12 protein-coding genes are annotated in these 16,457 nt (G+C 67.7%); 5 read left to right on the top strand and 7 right to left on the bottom strand.

Annotated features, from left to right (window positions below):
* Positions 1-48: 48 nt before the first annotated feature.
* The 3 genes from AC3ITW_RS17200 to AC3ITW_RS17190 all read right to left on the bottom strand — a co-directional run bounded on the left by AC3ITW_RS17200 (position 49) and on the right by AC3ITW_RS17190 (position 3,013).
* Positions 49-849: a MipA/OmpV family protein gene (locus AC3ITW_RS17200; protein ID WP_006386820.1), complete on the bottom strand. Its 801-nt coding sequence runs from the start codon at positions 847-849 to the stop codon at positions 49-51.
* 140 nt (positions 850-989) lie between these two features.
* Positions 990-2,279 (bottom strand): ATP-binding protein, encoded by a 1,290-nt coding sequence (locus tag AC3ITW_RS17195; RefSeq protein ID WP_032972429.1) that lies wholly within the window; start codon positions 2,277-2,279, stop codon positions 990-992.
* Positions 2,276-3,013, bottom strand: coding sequence for a winged helix-turn-helix domain-containing protein (locus tag AC3ITW_RS17190; protein WP_100469401.1), 738 nt, complete (start codon positions 3,011-3,013; stop codon positions 2,276-2,278). Before AC3ITW_RS17190 ends, AC3ITW_RS17195 begins: the two co-directional genes overlap by 4 nt.
* A 181-nt stretch (positions 3,014-3,194) precedes the next feature.
* Here AC3ITW_RS17190 and AC3ITW_RS17185 point away from each other — a divergent pair, with 181 nt between their 5' ends.
* On the top strand, positions 3,195-4,481 hold the full coding sequence (locus tag AC3ITW_RS17185) for an O-acetylhomoserine aminocarboxypropyltransferase/cysteine synthase family protein (protein ID WP_489389765.1): 1,287 nt from the start codon (positions 3,195-3,197) through the stop codon (positions 4,479-4,481).
* Positions 4,482-4,974: 493 nt separating this feature from the next.
* On the opposite strand, the gene ybaL is transcribed toward AC3ITW_RS17185, so the two are convergent.
* The gene (ybaL, locus tag AC3ITW_RS17180; RefSeq protein WP_006386675.1) at positions 4,975-6,675 is read right to left on the bottom strand and encodes a YbaL family putative K(+) efflux transporter; all 1,701 of its coding nucleotides are present in this window, start codon (positions 6,673-6,675) and stop codon (positions 4,975-4,977) included.
* Between the two features lie 170 nt (positions 6,676-6,845).
* The gene (locus tag AC3ITW_RS17175) at positions 6,846-9,233 is read right to left on the bottom strand and encodes a TonB-dependent receptor plug domain-containing protein (protein ID WP_006386625.1); all 2,388 of its coding nucleotides are present in this window, start codon (positions 9,231-9,233) and stop codon (positions 6,846-6,848) included.
* 336 nt (positions 9,234-9,569) lie between these two features.
* On the opposite strand from AC3ITW_RS17175, the gene AC3ITW_RS17170 reads away from it, so the two are divergent.
* Complete coding sequence (locus AC3ITW_RS17170) at positions 9,570-11,435, top strand: ABC-F family ATP-binding cassette domain-containing protein (protein ID WP_012511909.1); 1,866 nt, start codon at positions 9,570-9,572, stop codon at positions 11,433-11,435.
* Between the two features lie 92 nt (positions 11,436-11,527).
* On the opposite strand, the gene ampR is transcribed toward AC3ITW_RS17170, so the two are convergent.
* On the bottom strand, positions 11,528-12,391 hold the full coding sequence (ampR, locus tag AC3ITW_RS17165; RefSeq protein WP_012511908.1) for a LysR family transcriptional regulator AmpR: 864 nt from the start codon (positions 12,389-12,391) through the stop codon (positions 11,528-11,530).
* Positions 12,392-12,568: 177 nt separating this feature from the next.
* Between ampR and blaL2 the strand changes: the two genes are divergently transcribed.
* From blaL2 to AC3ITW_RS17150, 3 genes are all read left to right on the top strand, one after another.
* The gene (gene blaL2, locus AC3ITW_RS17160; RefSeq protein WP_489389764.1) at positions 12,569-13,480 is read left to right on the top strand and encodes a L2 family extended-spectrum class A beta-lactamase; all 912 of its coding nucleotides are present in this window, start codon (positions 12,569-12,571) and stop codon (positions 13,478-13,480) included.
* 85 nt (positions 13,481-13,565) lie between these two features.
* Positions 13,566-14,780: a cation:proton antiporter gene (locus AC3ITW_RS17155; RefSeq protein WP_012511906.1), complete on the top strand. Its 1,215-nt coding sequence runs from the start codon at positions 13,566-13,568 to the stop codon at positions 14,778-14,780.
* A 53-nt stretch (positions 14,781-14,833) separates the two neighbouring features.
* Positions 14,834-15,475, top strand: a complete 642-nt coding sequence (locus AC3ITW_RS17150; protein WP_065723873.1) for a hypothetical protein — start codon at positions 14,834-14,836, stop codon at positions 15,473-15,475.
* Positions 15,476-15,569: 94 nt separating this feature from the next.
* Here the strand turns inward: AC3ITW_RS17150 and AC3ITW_RS17145 are convergent, their stop codons facing one another.
* Positions 15,570-16,319, bottom strand: coding sequence for a DUF3011 domain-containing protein (locus AC3ITW_RS17145; RefSeq protein WP_100435137.1), 750 nt, complete (start codon positions 16,317-16,319; stop codon positions 15,570-15,572).
* Positions 16,320-16,457 lie beyond the last annotated feature (138 nt).

Below are 16,457 nucleotides of genomic sequence, written 5' to 3'. Positions count from 1 at the left end.
CAGCACCCCGTGTCCTGCCAGGAACGCCGGGCCATGCCCGGCGTCGCCTCAGAAGCGGTGCGTGTACCCGCTCATCAAACCGAACTGGTTCGGCTTCTGCACGATCGGGCTGTCGGCCGCATCGCCGAGCAGGCGCGTGCCTTCCGCCGAGATGTACCAGTTGCCGTTGCGACCCACGCGGTGGCTCCACTTCAGGCCAAGCCCGGCACTGACCAGGCCGGCTTTCGGCTTGTGCTGGGCAAATCCAGTACGCGCCGCCTGTTCCGGACTCACGCCGTACCAGGTCTGCATGTAGCCGCGATTGCCGTATTCGGTGGCGACACTGCCACTGACCACGCCGCCGGCGAAATCGAACAGCGGCATCGACAGGCTCAGCTGCATCTGCTGGGTGGCCAGGCCGTTGTCGCCCTTGTCTTCATCTTTGCGGGTGAACTGCCAGCTGCCGCTCAGCACGGCTTCTCCCAGCGTATAGCCAGCCGAGAGGCCGACCAGGGGACGGGTACGGATATCACCCATGCCGCGCAGGAAGTCCGAACCGCCGAGGGGGGAGTCCTTTTCGCGGCGGCTGCCGCTGGCACCGATGTAGGCGCGCAGGTGAGTGTGTTCACCGATGGCCGTACCCCAGCCGACACCGCTGGTGCCCAGAAACCAGCCACCAGGCGACTTGGCATCGAAGGACAGCATGGGCGACGCCTGGTACTCCTTGCTACCGCTGTAGCGCGGGGTCGCGCCGGCACCGGCGGCGACTTCGAAGGTCCAGTGGTCATCCTTGGCGTGGGCGATCGGTGCGGCAAACAGCGGCAGCAGGGCCAGGCAGAGCAGGGACGGAGTACGGCGAAGCTGGGACATGGAATCTCTCGACAATGGGAGGAAAGCAGCGCGCGCATCCGGCGAGTGCTGCAGGGTCGCCAGCGTGGCGATATGCCGGCGACCGATCCCTCCGCAGTTGTGCGGGAGTTGTAATCAACTGTAATCGCGCCCGTGGGCGTTCAGCTGGCAGCCAGCGGCCAGTGCATTTCGACGCGTGCGCCGCCCATCGTGGCGCGGCTGATGTGCAGTTCCCCGCCATGGCGCGCCGCGATGCGGCTGACGATGGCCAGGCCCAGTCCGAAGCCACCGGTATCGCGGCTGCGGCTGTCGTCCAGGCGGGTGAACGGGCGCGTCACCTTCTCGCGGTCGGCTTCGGCGATGCCTTGGCCGTCGTCATCCACGCGCAGGCAGGCACGGCCGCCGACGCCTACCAGCGAAACCTCCACCTGCGAACGCGCATGGCGCAGCGCGTTGCCGACCAGGTTGCTCAGTGCCAGCTGCAGCAGGCGCGGTTCGGCGTCCACCCGTGGCAGTGCGCTGGGTTGCACGCGCAGTACCAGGCCGGCGCGTTCGGCATCGCGGCGCGCATCGGCCAGGCAGGCATGCAACCAGTCATTGGCTTCGATGCGCTGCAGGGGCTCGGCTTCGTTGGGATGTTCCAGGCGCTCGTAGGCCAGCAGTTCGCTGACCAGTCCGTTGAGCTCGGCCAGGTCACCGTGAAGCCCCTGCGCCAAGCGCGCGCGTCGTGCCGGATCGTCGCTGTCCCGCATCAGGTCCAGGCCGAAGGCCACGCGTGCGATCGGCGTGCGCAGTTCATGCGAGATGGCATGCGTGAGGTCACGCTGGCGCTGCACAAGCTCAGCCACGCGCGCGGCCATGCGGTTGGAATGATCGACAATGACCCGGATCTGCGAGCGTGGCGACACCTGCGCGCGCGCCTGCAGGTCGCCGGCACCGATGCGATCGGCATGCATGCGCAGTGCCTCCAGATCGCGCCAGAGCAGGCGTACCCAGGCATACAGGCTGGCGCCGACCAGCAGCAGGATGCCGAGGTAGGCAGCGATGGTCATGTACGTTGTCATCGACACCGCACCGGGCAGGCGCAGGTGCAGCCAGCGGCCGTCAACGCCGTCGATGGGCAGCAGTAGCTGCTGGTAGAGGTCGCGCACGATGAAGCCATCGGCCCGCACCGCCACCTGTTCCTGCGGGTCGAGCGAGGGAGGCTTGTCGAGCAGGGTCAGGGCGATGCCGTAGTGCGGCTGCCACTGCTGCAGGCGCTCACGCTGCTGTTCTGCATCCAGGCCGGCCAGGCCACTGCGCAGGGCGTACACCTGCCCGCGCACCTGCTGCACGAACACGCGGTCCTGCACGGGCGTGTAGATGCCATCCAGGATGTGATTGAGGAAGTACACCGAAACCAGGAAACAGGCACCGGTGACGAACCACAGCCACAGGAACAGGCGCTTCACGCCGACCAGGCCGAGGGATTGAACTGGTAACCCCGGCCCCACACGGTCTTGATCCGTCGAGGTTCGCGCGCGTCGTCGCCCAGCTTGCGGCGCAGCTTGCCGATGCTGACATCGACGCTGCGGTCCAGGCCATCGAAGCCGATGCCACGCACCGCCTGCAGGATCTGGTCGCGTGAGAGGATCTGTCCCGGTTGGCTGGCCAGCAGCCACAGGATCTCGAATTCGGTGGTACCCAGTTCCACCGCCACGCCGTGCAGGTGCACGTCGCGCTGCATGCGGTCGATCAGCAGCCCGCCGTGCATCAGCCGGCAGGGCGAGCCGGTGCTGCCGCTGCCGTGGCGGCGGCGCAGCAGGGCGCGCAGGCGGGCCAGCAGCAGGCGCGGTTCGACCGGCTTGTGCACGTAGTCGTCGGCGCCGGACTCCAGGCCGAGCACCTGCTCGATGTCGTCCTCGCAGGCGGTCAGCATCAGGATCGGCACGTCGGAGAAGCTGCGGATCTGCCGGCACACGTCGATGCCGCCGAGGCCCGGCAGCATCAGGTCCAGCACCACCAGTTCCGGTGCGTGCTGGCGGCAGGCGGCGCCGGCCAGGTCGCCGCGGGCGACGTGCTGCACCGCGAAGCCATGTTCGTGCAGGTAGTCGCTGACCAGTTCGGCCAGGCGGCGATCGTCCTCCACCAGCAGCACCGGGGTCGGCGAGCCGCTTGCGGCGGGTGTCCAGGGGGATGACTGCATGCGCTTGGGCCTCCGTGCCCGGGCAGGAGCGCCCGGCGGCGAAGCCTAGCAACGGCCCATGACGGCTGCCTGAATCGCGGCCAACCTGATAACCGCCGGTACGGGCGTCATCGCCAGTGGCTCTCAGCGGTCACTGCCGGCTGGCCTATCGTGGCCGTTTCCCCGGATGGAGCCTGGTGCAATGAGCGACCCGCAGTGGCAACTGGAAACCCTGGCCGTGCATGGCGGCTATCGTCCCGATCCGACCACCCGCGCGGTGGCGGTGCCGATCTACCAGACCGTGGCATACGCCTTCGATGACACCCAGCATGGTGCCGACCTGTTCGACCTGAAGGTGGCAGGCAACATCTACACGCGCATCATGAATCCCACCACCGATGTGCTGGAGCAGCGCGTGGCGGCGTTGGAAGGCGGCATCGGTGCGCTGGGGCTGGCTTCGGGGCAGGCGGCGATCACCTACGCCATCCAGACCATCGCCGAGGCCGGCGACAACATCGTCGCCTCCAGCGCGTTGTATGGCGGCAGCCTCAATCTGCTGGCGCATACGTTGCCGCAGTACGGCATCCAGACCCGCTTCGCCGATCCGGCCGATCCATCCGCGTTCGCCGCGCTGATCGATGAACGCACCAAGGGGGTGTTCGTCGAGTCGATCGGCAACCCTCGCGGCAACGTCACCGACATCGCCGCCATCGCCGAGGTCGCGCATGCCGCCGGCGTGCCGCTGATCGTCGACAACACGGTGGCCACGCCGTTCCTGTTGCGCCCGTTCGAGCATGGCGCCGACATCGTGGTGCATTCGCTGACCAAGTACCTGGGCGGCCACGGCACCAGCCTGGGCGGTGCGATCATCGACTCGGGGCGCTTTGACTGGGCCGCTCAGCCCAAGCGCTTCGCTCGCCTCAACCAGCCCGACCCGAGCTACCACGGCGTGGTCTATACCGAAGCGCTGGGGCCGGCCGCGTACATCGGCCGCGCGCGGGTGGTGCCACTGCGCAATACCGGCGCGGCGCTGTCGCCGTTCAATGCGTTCCTGATCCTGCAGGGCATCGAAACCCTGGCCCTGCGCATGGAGCGCATCAACGCCAACGCGCTGGCGGTTGCACAGTTCCTGAAGTCGCACGCAAAGGTGGCCTGGGTGCGCTACGCCGGGCTGGCCGACGACCCCGAGCATGCCGCCGCTCAACGCTACCTGGGCGGGCGTGGCTCGGGCGTGCTGACCTTCGGCCTGCCTGGCGGGCGCGAGGCAGGTGCACGTTTCCTGGATGCGTTGAAGCTGTTCACCCGGCTGGTCAACCTGGGTGATGCGAAGTCACTGGCCACCCATCCCGCCTCGACCACCCACCGCCAGCTGGACGCCGCCGAGCTGGCCAAGGCCGGTGTCAGCGAAGACACCGTGCGGCTGTCGATCGGCATCGAGCACATCGGCGACCTGCGTGCCGACCTAGAGCAGGCCCTGGCCGGCGCCTGATAGCCACGCGCTTGGTCGTCATCGCCACAGGCGATCACCATCGGTCACCCAATGCGCTACGGTGGAACTGCCTCTCCAAGGCAATGGCAACGTGGCGATCCAGATCCCCGGTCGATGCGGGTCGACCGGGGATTTTTTTGTTTCCGGGGTCAGATCCGTTTTCCTGCGGAGAACGGATCTGACCGCATGCGCCGCCGTGTCGACCAAGGTCGACACCTACCAACAGCAGTAGGAAATTGTCGAAGGCGGGGTGGGTCCGGTTGCAGGGGCGTGAGCGCCATGGATGGCGCGACCGAGCCTCCATGGGTGAGGGAGCTTTGCTTGCGAAGCACTGCTTCGCAAGCGCCCGAACGCACAGCCGCCAGCGGCTGGGACGGCCTGGGGATTCACGGCGTCCCCTGCAACCGGACCCACCGCGCCATCCCACGGAATGCCAGCTTTTGCCGTTGCCGTTGTTTCGGCGGGTGCAGGGCGCAGCCCTGCCGCAGAACTCTCACACCACAGGAATGCTGTGCTGGCCCAGGTTGCGATACGGCGGCGTGGCCATCACCATCTCGGCCAGCGAATAGGCCAGCTCGCGCTCGGCCATCACCGTGCCATCGGCACCGTGCTCCAGCAGGTGCTTCACCTCGGCATCGCTGTGTGCTCGCGCCAGCAGGGTCAGATTCGGGTTCAGCGCACGCAGTTTGGCCAGGGTCTCGCCGGCTTCCAACGGCTGTGGGATTGCCAGCACGGCGATCTTGGCGCGCTCGGGATGGGCTTCGGCCAGCACCTTGTCCGAGGCGGCACTGCCGCGGATGCCGGGCAGTCCGGCCGCATGCGCTTCGGCGACATGCTCCTTGTTGTCGTCGATGATCATCACCGGCACGCCGCGGTCGCGCAGCACCTGCGCCAGCGCACTGCCGACGCGACCGTAGCCGATGACAATGGCGTGGTCGTGCAGGTCCAGAGACGGCCCGGGCGGCAACTCGGTTTCCACCGCGGCCGGCGTGGTTTCCTGGTGCTTCAGCAGCCAGCGGTCGAGCAGGCCGAACACCAGCGGGTTGAGCATGATCGAGATCAGCGCGCCAGCCAGCACCAAAGCCTGCCCGGTGGGCGGCAGGATCTTCAGGGTCACGCCGAGGCCGGCGATGATGAAGGCGAACTCACCGATCTGCGCCAGGCTGGCCGAGATGGTCAGTGCGGTACCGGTCGGATGGCCGAACGCACGCACGATGAAGAACGCGGCGGCGGACTTGCCGAACATGATGATCGCGGCGGTGGCCAGCACCTGCCACGGGTGCTCGATCAGGATGCTGGGGTTGAACAGCATGCCCACCGAGACGAAGAACAGCACCGCGAACGCATCGCGCAGCGGCAGCGAATCGCTGGCCGCCTTGTGGCTCAGTTCGGATTCGTTGAGCAGCATGCCGGCGAAGAACGCGCCCAACGCGAAGGACACGCCGAACAGCATCGCCGAGCCGAATGCCACGCCCAGCGCGATTGCCAGCACCGACAGCGTGAACAGCTCGCGCGAACCGGTACCGGCAATGCGTTCGAGGATCCATGGAATGACCCGGCGGCCGACCACCAGCATCACCGCCACGAACAGGCCCAGCTGCACGAAGGTCCAGCCGATGCTGGCCAGCACGCTGCCGAGGGTGTGCTGCTCGTTGGCCGCATCGGGACCGAACACGCCGGCCATCACCGGCATCATCACCAGTGCCAGCACGCAGGCCAGGTCTTCCACGATCAGCCAGCCGACCGCGATCTTGCCGCGCTGGGTTTCCAGCAGGCGACGCTCTTCCATCGCCCGCAGCAGCACCACGGTACTGGCGGTGGCCAGCGCGAAACCGAACACGATGCCGTGGATGACTGGCCAACCCATCAAGGCTGCCAAGCCCCAGCCGAGCAGGGTGGCGACCAGGATCTGGCCGATCGCACCGGGAATGGCGATGGCCTTGACCGCCATCAGGTCCTTCAGCGAGAAGTGCAGGCCGACGCCGAACATCAGCAGCATCACCCCCAGTTCGGCCAGCTGGTTGGCCAATGCCTGGTCGGCGACGAAGCCGGGGGTGAACGGACCTACACAGATGCCAGCAACCAGGTAACCGACCAGCGGAGACAAACGCAGCTTGTTGGCCAGCGCGCCAAAGATGAAGGCGAGCCCCAGGCCAACGGCAACGATGTTGATCAGGTCGGTGTCATGGTGCATCGGCTCTCGCAGAAAAACGGGGGTATCCCGATTTTCACCGATGACGCCAGATACGGCAAACCTTAAATGCGAATGGGGTCAGAACCCTTTTCCCGCAGGAAAAGGGATCTGACCCCACCAGGGAGTTGCCGGCCAGCGGCCGGCACTACCAGAGAGCCGCCTGCCAGCGCTTACCAGGTGTACTTGACCCGGCCATACACATACGCGCCGTTGAAGCCGAACGGCGAGTAGTTGCTGTACGGCAACATGCCGAAGGTGGAGTTCTGCAGGTCTTCGGTGCGGTCCGGGTACTTGTCCAGCAGGTTGTCGGCGCCCACGGTCAGGGTCCAGTTGCTGCTCGGCTTGTAGCTGGCCGAGGCATCCACCACCCAGGCGTCGCCGTAGGTCTGGTCGCGCAGCGCGGTGGCCGAGTTGCGCACGGTGAACTTGCCGTAGCGGGTCGCCGCCAGGCCCAGCTCCCAGTGATCCGAACGCCAGGTGCCGCTCAGGATCGCCTTGTCGCGCGGGTAGCTGTCCTCGATGCGGCCGATTTCATCGCGGCCGATCAGCGACTGGTTCAGGCCCAGCGTGCCGAACACCGCCGGGGTGCCGCCGACGCGGCGCACTTCAGTGTCGTTGTAGCTGTACGCAGCGGTCAGTTCCAGGCTGCTGGCGCTGAACGGCACCGTGTAGCTGGAGACGAAGTCGACGCCACGGGTACGCGTATCCAGGCCATTGGTGAAGTACGAGAACGCGGTCACCTGCGGCAGGCCCAGGGTGCCCAGCAGCGCGCTGGTGGCGGCGTTGGTGGTGATGCTGGACGACAATGCGATGCGGTCATCGATGTCGATCTGGTAGGCGTCGACGGTGATGTACAGGCGGTCGACCGGCTGCAGCACCAGGCCCAGGCTGTAGGAGGTGGAGGTCTCGGCCTTCAGCGGCGAAGCGCCCAGCGCCTGCGCGGCCTGGCTGGTGGTGGGGAAGGTGCCGCGCTCGACGAACACGCCGTTGGTGAACTGGCTGGTCACCGCCTGGTAGCCCTGCTGCGCCAGCGACGGTGCACGGAAGCCGCTGGAGGCGGTGGCACGCAGCGCGACCTTGTCGGTGAACGCGTAGCGTGCCGACAGCTTGCCGGAGAAGCGGTCGCCGAAGTCCGAGTAGTCCTCGTAGCGGCCGGTGATGCCGGCCGAGAACTTCTCGGTCAGGTCCGCTTCCAGGCCCGCATAGACCGCGTAGTTGTGGCGGTCGGCATGCACTTCATTGGTGGGGGTGAAGCCACCGAAGCCCTGTGCGCCGCTGCCGGTGTAAGAGTTCAGTTCGCCCGGCTTCTGGTCCCACTTTTCCTTGCGGTACTCACCGCCGAAGGACAGCGTGACCGGGTAGGCCAGGCCCCAGTCCAGCGACTTGGTCAGATCGGCGTTGAAGATGTCCTGCTGGTACTTCAGCGTGCCGTCGTAGAACGAGCGCGGGCTGGTCGCACCCAGGCTGTAGTTGATGCTGTTGCGGGTGTGGAAGTCGAGGGTGTTCTCGCCGTGGTTCAGGCTCAGGTCCCAGGTCCAGCCGCTGTCGGTGTTGCCCTTGACCCCGGCCACCAGCGAGCGGTCCTTGGAGTACTGGTTGATCTCCGGCACGAAGCCGTCCGGATAGGTCTGCGCCAGCAGCGCGGTCTGGTTCAGATGGTTGCGCGAGCGGTAGAACGCGAACGAGGTGATGTCGCGGTTGCTGAGCAGCGCGCTGGCATAGCCGGTCACGTGGTCGCTGAAATCGAAGCTGGCGTTGACCGAGGCGGCGGTGGCGTCCACGCGCGGGTCGCCGACGATGAAGGTCTTCTGGCCGATGCTCGGGTAGTTGCCGGTGTTCGGGGTGCTGCCGCGATACGGGCCGGCGCGGTTGCTTTCGTCCTGCTGGCTGATCTGGCCGGCCACGTGCACGCGGCCACGGCCGTTGCCGAACTCGACGCCGGTATCGCCGGAGAGCTGGTACTTGTTGCCGTCACCAGCGGAGTACTGGCCGTAGTCCACCGCCAGGCTGCCGCCACTGCCGCTGCCCTTGAGCACGATGTTGATGACGCCGGCGATGGCGTCCGAGCCGTACTGCGCCGACGCACCGTCACGCAGCACTTCCACGCGCTCGATGGCGGCGATCGGGATCGCATTGATGTCCACGGCCGACGAGCCACGGCCGATGCTGCCGTTGACGTTGATCATCGCCGAGGTGTGGCGGCGCTTGCCGTCGACCAGCACCAGCACCTGGTCCGGCGACAGGCCGCGCAGCTGCGCCGGGCGCACGCCGCTGGTGCCATCGGTCAGGGCAGGGCGCGGGAAGTTCAGCGAGGGCAGGGCGCGCGACAGCGCGGTGGCCAGCTCGCTGGTGCCGGTGGACTGCAGGGCTTCGGGGGTGATGATGTCGATCGGCGACTGCGACTCGGCCACCGTGCGGTCGGCCACGCGGGTACCGGTGACGATCACCGTGTCCAGGGTATTGGCTGCGGTGCCGGCCTGCTGGGCAGCGGCAACGAACGGAGAACCACCGAGTGCGACAGCGACGGCGGCGGCGATCAGGCTGGTCTTGCGGGTCATCGGGATGGGGCTCCGGTTGGCGGGGGCGGCACCGGAATCGACATCACGGGGGTGAGGCGGACGGCGGTTGTTGCGGTGCGCAATACAGGAATTAACGGGATATTCAGCGCCTGTCAAATGCCGGTCATCAGAAAAAACGTTGCAGCAGCAACCATTTAGCCCGGATCGGCACTGACGGGGGAGGGGACCCGGGAGGCGCGCGGCGAGAACGTGGGAGAGAGGAACGTCGGCCGCTGCGCATCCCGGGGCCCGTCAAGTATTCGTTAACGTTAGAATTGCGTCGCAGGAACAGTGCTCACCAGCACATTCCATTCGGTTATATGGACCCCTCCCCCGATGATCTCCCTTCGTAATTTCGCCTTGCGCCGCGGCGAGCGGCTGCTGTTGTCCAATGTCGACCTGACCCTGCATGCCGGTTACCGGGTGGGTGTGGTCGGCCGCAACGGTGCCGGCAAGTCCAGCCTGTTCGCGGCAGTGAAGGGTGAGCTGGAGGCGGACAAGGGCGACGTCGACCTGCCCGGCAAGGTGCGCATCGCCAGCGTTGCCCAGGAAACCCCGTCGCTGCCGGACCCGGCGCTGAGCTTCGTGCTGGGCGGTGATACCGAAGTGGCCGCCGTGCTGGCCGCCGAGGCCGAGGCCACCGCCCGCGAAGACTGGGAAGCGGTGGCCGAGGCGCACACGAAGATGGCCGAGCTCAATGCCTACGACGCCGAAGCGCGCGCCGGCAAGCTGCTGCACGGCCTCGGTTTCCCGGCAGAGACCCACCACCGCGCGGTGTCCTCGTTCTCCGGCGGCTGGCGCGTGCGCCTGAATCTGGCCCGCGCGCTGATGATGCCCAGCGACCTGCTGCTGCTGGACGAACCGACCAACCACCTGGATCTGGACGCGGTGTACTGGCTGGAGCAGTGGCTGCTGAAGTATCCGGGCACCCTGCTGCTGATCTCGCATGACCGCGAGTTCCTCGACAACGTGGCCACCCACACCCTGCACCTGCACGGTGGCGGCGCCAAGCTCTACCCGGGCGGCTACACCGATTTCGAGCGCCAGCGCGCCGAACAGCTGCGCCAGCAGCAGATCGCGCACGAGAAGGAACAGGCCGAGCGCGCCCACCTGCAGAGCTTCATCGACCGCTTCAAGGCGCAGGCCAGCAAGGCCGCGCAGGCGCAGAGCCGCATGAAGCGCCTGGCCAAGCTGGCCGGCACCGAAGCGGTGCGCGCCGAGCGCGAGTTCCGCATCGAGTTTGCGCCGCCGGCCAAGCTGCCGTTCTCGCTGATCCGCCTGAACCACGTCGAGGCCGGCTACGGCAAGGACGCGGTGATCCTGCACAACGTCGGCTTCGGCCTGGAAGCGGGCCAGCGTATCGGCCTGCTCGGCCCCAACGGTGCCGGTAAGACCACCCTGGTGAAGACCCTGGTGGGTGAACTGGCACCGATCGTCGGCGAGCGCATGGCGCACCCGGACCTGAAGATCGGCTACTTCGCCCAGCACACGGTGGAGTCGCTGCACGAAGGCCAGTCGCCGATGGAGCATTTCCGCGAGATCGCCCCGGACGCACCGAACCAGTCGTTCCGCGATTTCCTCGGCAAGTGGAACTTCCCGGGCGACCGCGCGTTCGAGCCGGTCGATGGCTTCTCCGGCGGTGAGCGCGCGCGCCTGGCGCTGGCGCTGATCGCCTGGCAGCAGCCGAACGTGCTGCTGCTGGACGAACCGACCAACCACCTTGACCTGGAAATGCGCGAAGCACTGGCTGAGGCACTGGCCGATTTCGACGGCGCGATCGTGATGGTGTCGCATGACCGCCATCTGATCGGCCTGGTCTGTGACACCTTCTGGCGCGTGGCCGATGGCGTGGTCGAACCGTTCGACGGCGACCTCGACGCCTACGCCGCCTGGCTGCGGACCCGTCCGCAGGCGCAGGGCACCAAGGCGCGCATGGAACAGGTGGAAGAGCCGGTGGTGGTCAAGACCGCGCCGGTGGCGCAGGTGGTGCAGAAGAAGCCGGTGAATCCGCACAAGCTGGCCGCGGCCGAATCCAAGGTGGCCGAGCTGGAAGGCGCCCTGGCCGAGCTGGACCGGCAGCTGGCCGACCCGGCCAACTACGCCGATGCCACCCGCATGGCGGTGATCGGCCGTGACCGCGAAACCACCGCCGCGCAGCTGGAAAAAGCTGAGGCAGCGTGGATGGAACTGCTGGAGTCCTGATTCCATCGGTAGCGCCGGGCCATGCCCGGCGGGCTTTTTCCATCCGCTGCGCTCGCCGGGCATGGCCCGGCGCTACCCACGGCGCGCGTGTTTCATCCCTGCGCCTGCAACCACTCGCGGAACCGCTTCGCTGGCTCGCGCTCGGCACGCGAGCGCAGCCGGGTCAGCCAATAGCGGCCCAGTTCCAGCGTGGTGCTGAATGGCTGCAGCAACCGGCCTTCAGCCAGTTCCTGCTCGAACATGCGCAGCGGCAGCAGCGCCACGCCGGCACCACCGACCGCGGCCATCGCCACCGTCAACGACGAATCGAACACCGGCCCACGGGCTTCCACGCCACTCACTCCTGCCGCCTGCAGCCAACGCGGCCATTCGTCGCTGCGGTAGGAGCGCAGCAGCGGCAGCGTGCCCAGGTCGCGTGGCTGTTTCAGCCGTCGCGCCAATGCCGGCGCGCACAGCGGTGCGAACGGCGCATCGAGGATCGCCGTGCAGGCCTGGCCCTGCCAGTCGCCGTCGCCGAAACGGATCGCCAGGTCCAGGCCCTCGCCGGCCAGATCGATGCGGTTGTTGTGGGTCTGCAGTCGCAGCTCGATATCCGGATGCGCGGCCTCGAACGCGGCCAGCCGTGGCAGCAGCCAACCGGTGGCGAAGGTGCCGACCACGCCCAACGTCAGTACTTCACGGGCCGGGCCACCGGTGTAGCGCGCGATGCTGGCCGAGATGCGCTCGAATGATTCGTTGAGCACCGGATACAGTGCCGCGCCCTCCTCGGTGAGCGCCACGCCGCGCGGCAGGCGATGGAACAGACGGATGCCGAGGCGGTCTTCCAGGCCGCGGATCTGGTGGCTGAGTGCGGCCTGGCTGACACACAGCTCCAGCGCGGCGCGGGTGAAGTTCTGGTGGCGTGCGGCCGCCTCGAAGGCACGCAGGGCGTTCAGCGGCAGGGTCGGGTGCAGCATCGGGGGAGTCGTGAGCCAGGGTGATGACTGATCCTACCTGCCTCGCGCCCAGTTCAGGAGAATTAAGGGGTTGATTGCGACAGCTATTAATCCATCTAATGCCTCCCGCTGATTTTTCGCGCTGGTCGCCTGCGTGCGAGGCTTCAATAATCGAACGGTCCCCCAGGAGAACCCCGCATGCTCGCCCGTCGCCGATTCCTGCAGTTCAGTGGTGCCGCCGTGGCTTCCTCGCTTGCCCTGCCGTTGCTGGCCCGTGCGGCGGGCAAGACCGCCGCCAGTGCACCGACCAATGCCGCCCTCACCGCCGCCACCGACTTCGCCGCACTGGAACAGGCCTGTGCCGGCCGCCTCGGCGTGACCCTGTTGGACACTGCGAGCGGCCGCCGCATCGGTCATCGCCAGGACGAGCGTTTCCCGATGTGCAGCACGTTCAAGAGCGTGCTGGCCGCCACCGTGCTCAGCCAGGCCGAGCGCAGGCCCGCGTTGCTCGACATGCGCGTGCCGGTTCGCGATGCCGATCTTCTCTCGCATGCGCCGGTCACACGTCGCCACGCCGGCAAGGACATGACCGTGCGCGATCTGTGCCGTGCCACGATCATCACCAGCGACAACACCGCCGCCAATCTGCTGTTCGGCGTGGTCGGTGGCCCGCCCGCGGTGACCGCCTTCCTGCGCGCCAGTGGCGATGCGCTCAGCCGCAGCGATCGGCTCGAGCCTGAGCTGAACAGCTTTGCCAAGGATGACCCGCGCGATACCACCACGCCCGCAGCGATGGCCGCGACCCTGCAACGGGTGGTGCTGGGCGAAGTGCTGCAACCGGCCTCGCGGCAGCAGTTGGCCGACTGGCTGATCGACAACGAAACCGGCGATGCCTGCCTGCGCGCGGGCCTGGGCAAGCGCTGGCGGGTCGGCGACAAGACCGGCAGCAATGGCGAAGACGCGCGCAACGATATCGGCGTGCTGTGGCCAGTGGCCGGTGGCGCACCGTGGGTGCTGATCGCCTATCTGCAGGCGGGTGCGATCAGCTATGAACAACGTGCCACGGTGCTGGCGCAGGTCGGGCGGATCGCCGATCGCCTGATCGGTTGAGGTAACCGGGGTCATTCAAAAGTCGCTTGCCGGATCGGTCGGGCGCGCGCATCCTGCGCGCCTTCGAACCACATGGATGTCCCCCATGAGCCATGAGCTGATCTACCTGCTGCTGATCTTCGCGTTGCTGGTGATCCCGCGCGCGCTGCAGCGTTTCAGCCTGCCGGCGCCGCTGACCTGTCTGCTGTTCGGCATCATCGGCATGCTCTGGCTGGGCGACCAGGCACACGACGCAGTGATCGGCCTGCTGGCCACGCTGGGCATTTCCTCGTTGTTCCTGTTTGCCGGCCTGGAAGTGGACCTGCAGGCGCTGCGCCGGGGCATGTGGCCGCTGCTGGCGCACCTTGTGATCCGCAGTGCGACCCTGTTCGGGGTCGGCTGGCTGGCCTGGCGCTACGCGGGGCTGCCGTGGCAGGCCGCCGGCCTGCTGGCGCTGGCGCTGCTGACCCCCTCCACCGGTTTCATCATGGATTCGCTGTCGCGGCTTGGCCTGAGCGAGGACGAGCGGTTCTGGGTCACCAGCAAGGCCATTGCCGGTGAACTGCTGGCGCTGGCCGCGTTGTTCATCGTGCTGCAGGCCGGCGATCCGGGGCATATGGCGCTGTCCAGCCTGGCCCTGCTGGCGATGATGATCGGCCTGCCGCTGCTGTTCATTGCGTTGGGGCGCTGGGTGGCACCGCACGCGCCGGGCTCGGAGTTCTCGCTGCTGGTGATGGTCGGCATGGTCGCCGCCTACATCACCTACCTGCTGGGCGTGTATTACCTGGTCGGCGCGTTCATCGCCGGTCTGGTCGCCCGCCTGCTGCACCAGCGCATGCCACTGCTGGCTTCGCACGAGAACCTGCACGCGCTGCGCCTGTTCGCCTCGTTCTTCGTGCCGTTCTACTTCTTCAACGCCGGCACCAAGGTGCCCAGCGAAGCACTCAGCTTCGAGGCGCTGGGGCTGGGCATCGTGATCACCCTGGTGGTGCTGCCGCTGCGCATCGGCGTGGTCTGGCTGCAGCGCCGGGTGATGTTCGGCGAGAGCTTCCGCAGCAGCCTGCGGGTCTCGCTGGCATTGGCCCCGACGCTGATCTTCACCCTGGTGCTGGCGGCGATCATGCGCGAGCGCTTCCAGATTCCGGCGGTACTGTTCGGTGCGCTGCTGCTGTATGCGGCACTGACCACGCTGCTGCCGTCGCTGGTGTTCCGCACGCCGTTCGATGTCGATCCGGTTGAACAGGAGCCGGCGGGCGAGGGCGAGGCGGCACCGGTGGCCGCCACCGAAACGTTGCCGGTGGCGCAGACGGCTGAACGTTGATCGGAGAGCGTGCGCGGTTTGCGCCCACCGGCCATGGCCGTTAGGGTTGGGGTATGAAACTGCCCGCCGCCGTCACCGCCTCCGCCCTCCTGCTCAGCCTCGCTGCGTGTACGCAGCGCTCCGACACGGTCGCCCATGATCTGGCGACCGCACCGGCCGACGCCTTCATGGCCGCCGTGGCCGCACATTGCGGCCAGGCCTACGCGGGCAAGGTGGTGGAGGACACCCCGGCACCCACCGGCAAGGACCCGTTCGCGGGCCAGCGCCTGGTCATGCACGTTCGCGGTTGTGCCGACCCGGCGCATGAGCTGCGTATCCCGTTCCATGTCGGCGATGACCACTCGCGCACCTGGGTGCTGACCCGTACCGCGAGCGGCCTGCGGCTGAAGCACGATCATCGTCATGCAGACGGCAGCCCCGATGCGATCACGCTGTATGGCGGCGACAGCACGCCGCCGGGGACCGCCGAGCGCCAGCAGTTCCCGGCCGATACGGATTCGGTGGCGATGTTCCGCCGTGCCGACATGCTGGCGTCGACCCACAACACCTGGGCGATGGAGATCGATCCCGATCAGACCTTCGTCTACGAGCTGACCCGGCCCGACGGCCGTCGCTTCCGCGTGCAGTTCGATCTGAGCAAGCCGGTGGACCTGCCGCCAGCGCCGTGGGGCGACGACACGCCACCGGCACCGTGACCCAGGGTCGGATCCCTCCTGCGGAGGGCTCCGACCCCGACGCTGAAACCAAGGGTCAGCGCCCTGGCCGTCGGCCAGGAATCCGACCCTGCACTCAACGCGTGCCGAATCTCGCCCGGCAACCGTTGCTTACCCACACCTGGCCACGCGAGTAACCCCAGCTGCGGCCTTCCTGGCAGGCGCTGCCGGACAGTTGCTGCTGCAGCACCGGCCGACCCTGGCGCTCATCCCAGTCGCAGGTCTGCGAGCGGTTGTTGTTGCTGCTGCAGGTGATGGAGTAGTTGCGATCACCGCCGCCACCCCAGCCGCCGCCGCCACCGCCGCCCCAGCCGCGGGCCTCGGCGAACTCGGCGCGGCAGCCGCCGCTGACCCAGATCGCGCCATTGCGCACGCCCCAGGTGCGGCCTTCATCACAGGGGCTGCCGGACAGTTGGCGGACCAGGCGGGCATTGCGCCAGCCGACCTGGCAGCTGCGCTCGCGGTTGTTCTGGCTTTCGCAGCGGATCGTTTCGCCCGGTCGGCCGTTGTTGCCGCCCCAGCCACCCCCGTTGCCACCGCCCCAGCCGCCGCGAGCCTCGACGAACTCGGCGCGGCAGCCGTTGGTGACCCAGATGCTGCCATTGCGGCTGCCCCAGCTGCGTCCCTCCTCGCAGGGGCTGCCGGACAGCTGGCGGACCAGCTGCGCTCCGCGCCAGCCGGTGTTGCAGACCCGTTCGCGGTTGCTCTGGCTTTCGCAGCGGATGACGCCGTTCTGCGCAGCGGCTGGCGGGGCGGGCAGGGCGAGGGTGCCCAGTGCACCCAGGGTGAGGGTCACGGCCAGGCTGGCCAGGGACAGCGGTTTCATGGCGGCATCCCATACGGTGGCAGGTGCCCGACTATAGGGAGGGGGGCGATCAAGCCGATGTGACTGGCAGGATTTGCCCCGGCCGGGGCCTCGGCCGCAGAATACGAGGCTTTCCGGCCCCCATCGGGCGCCGGCGTT

It is taken from the genome of Stenotrophomonas sp. KH_052 (assembly GCF_057838755.1).
Note: the sequence above shows the minus strand (reverse complement) of the source record. Positions and strands in the feature narration are given on the sequence as shown.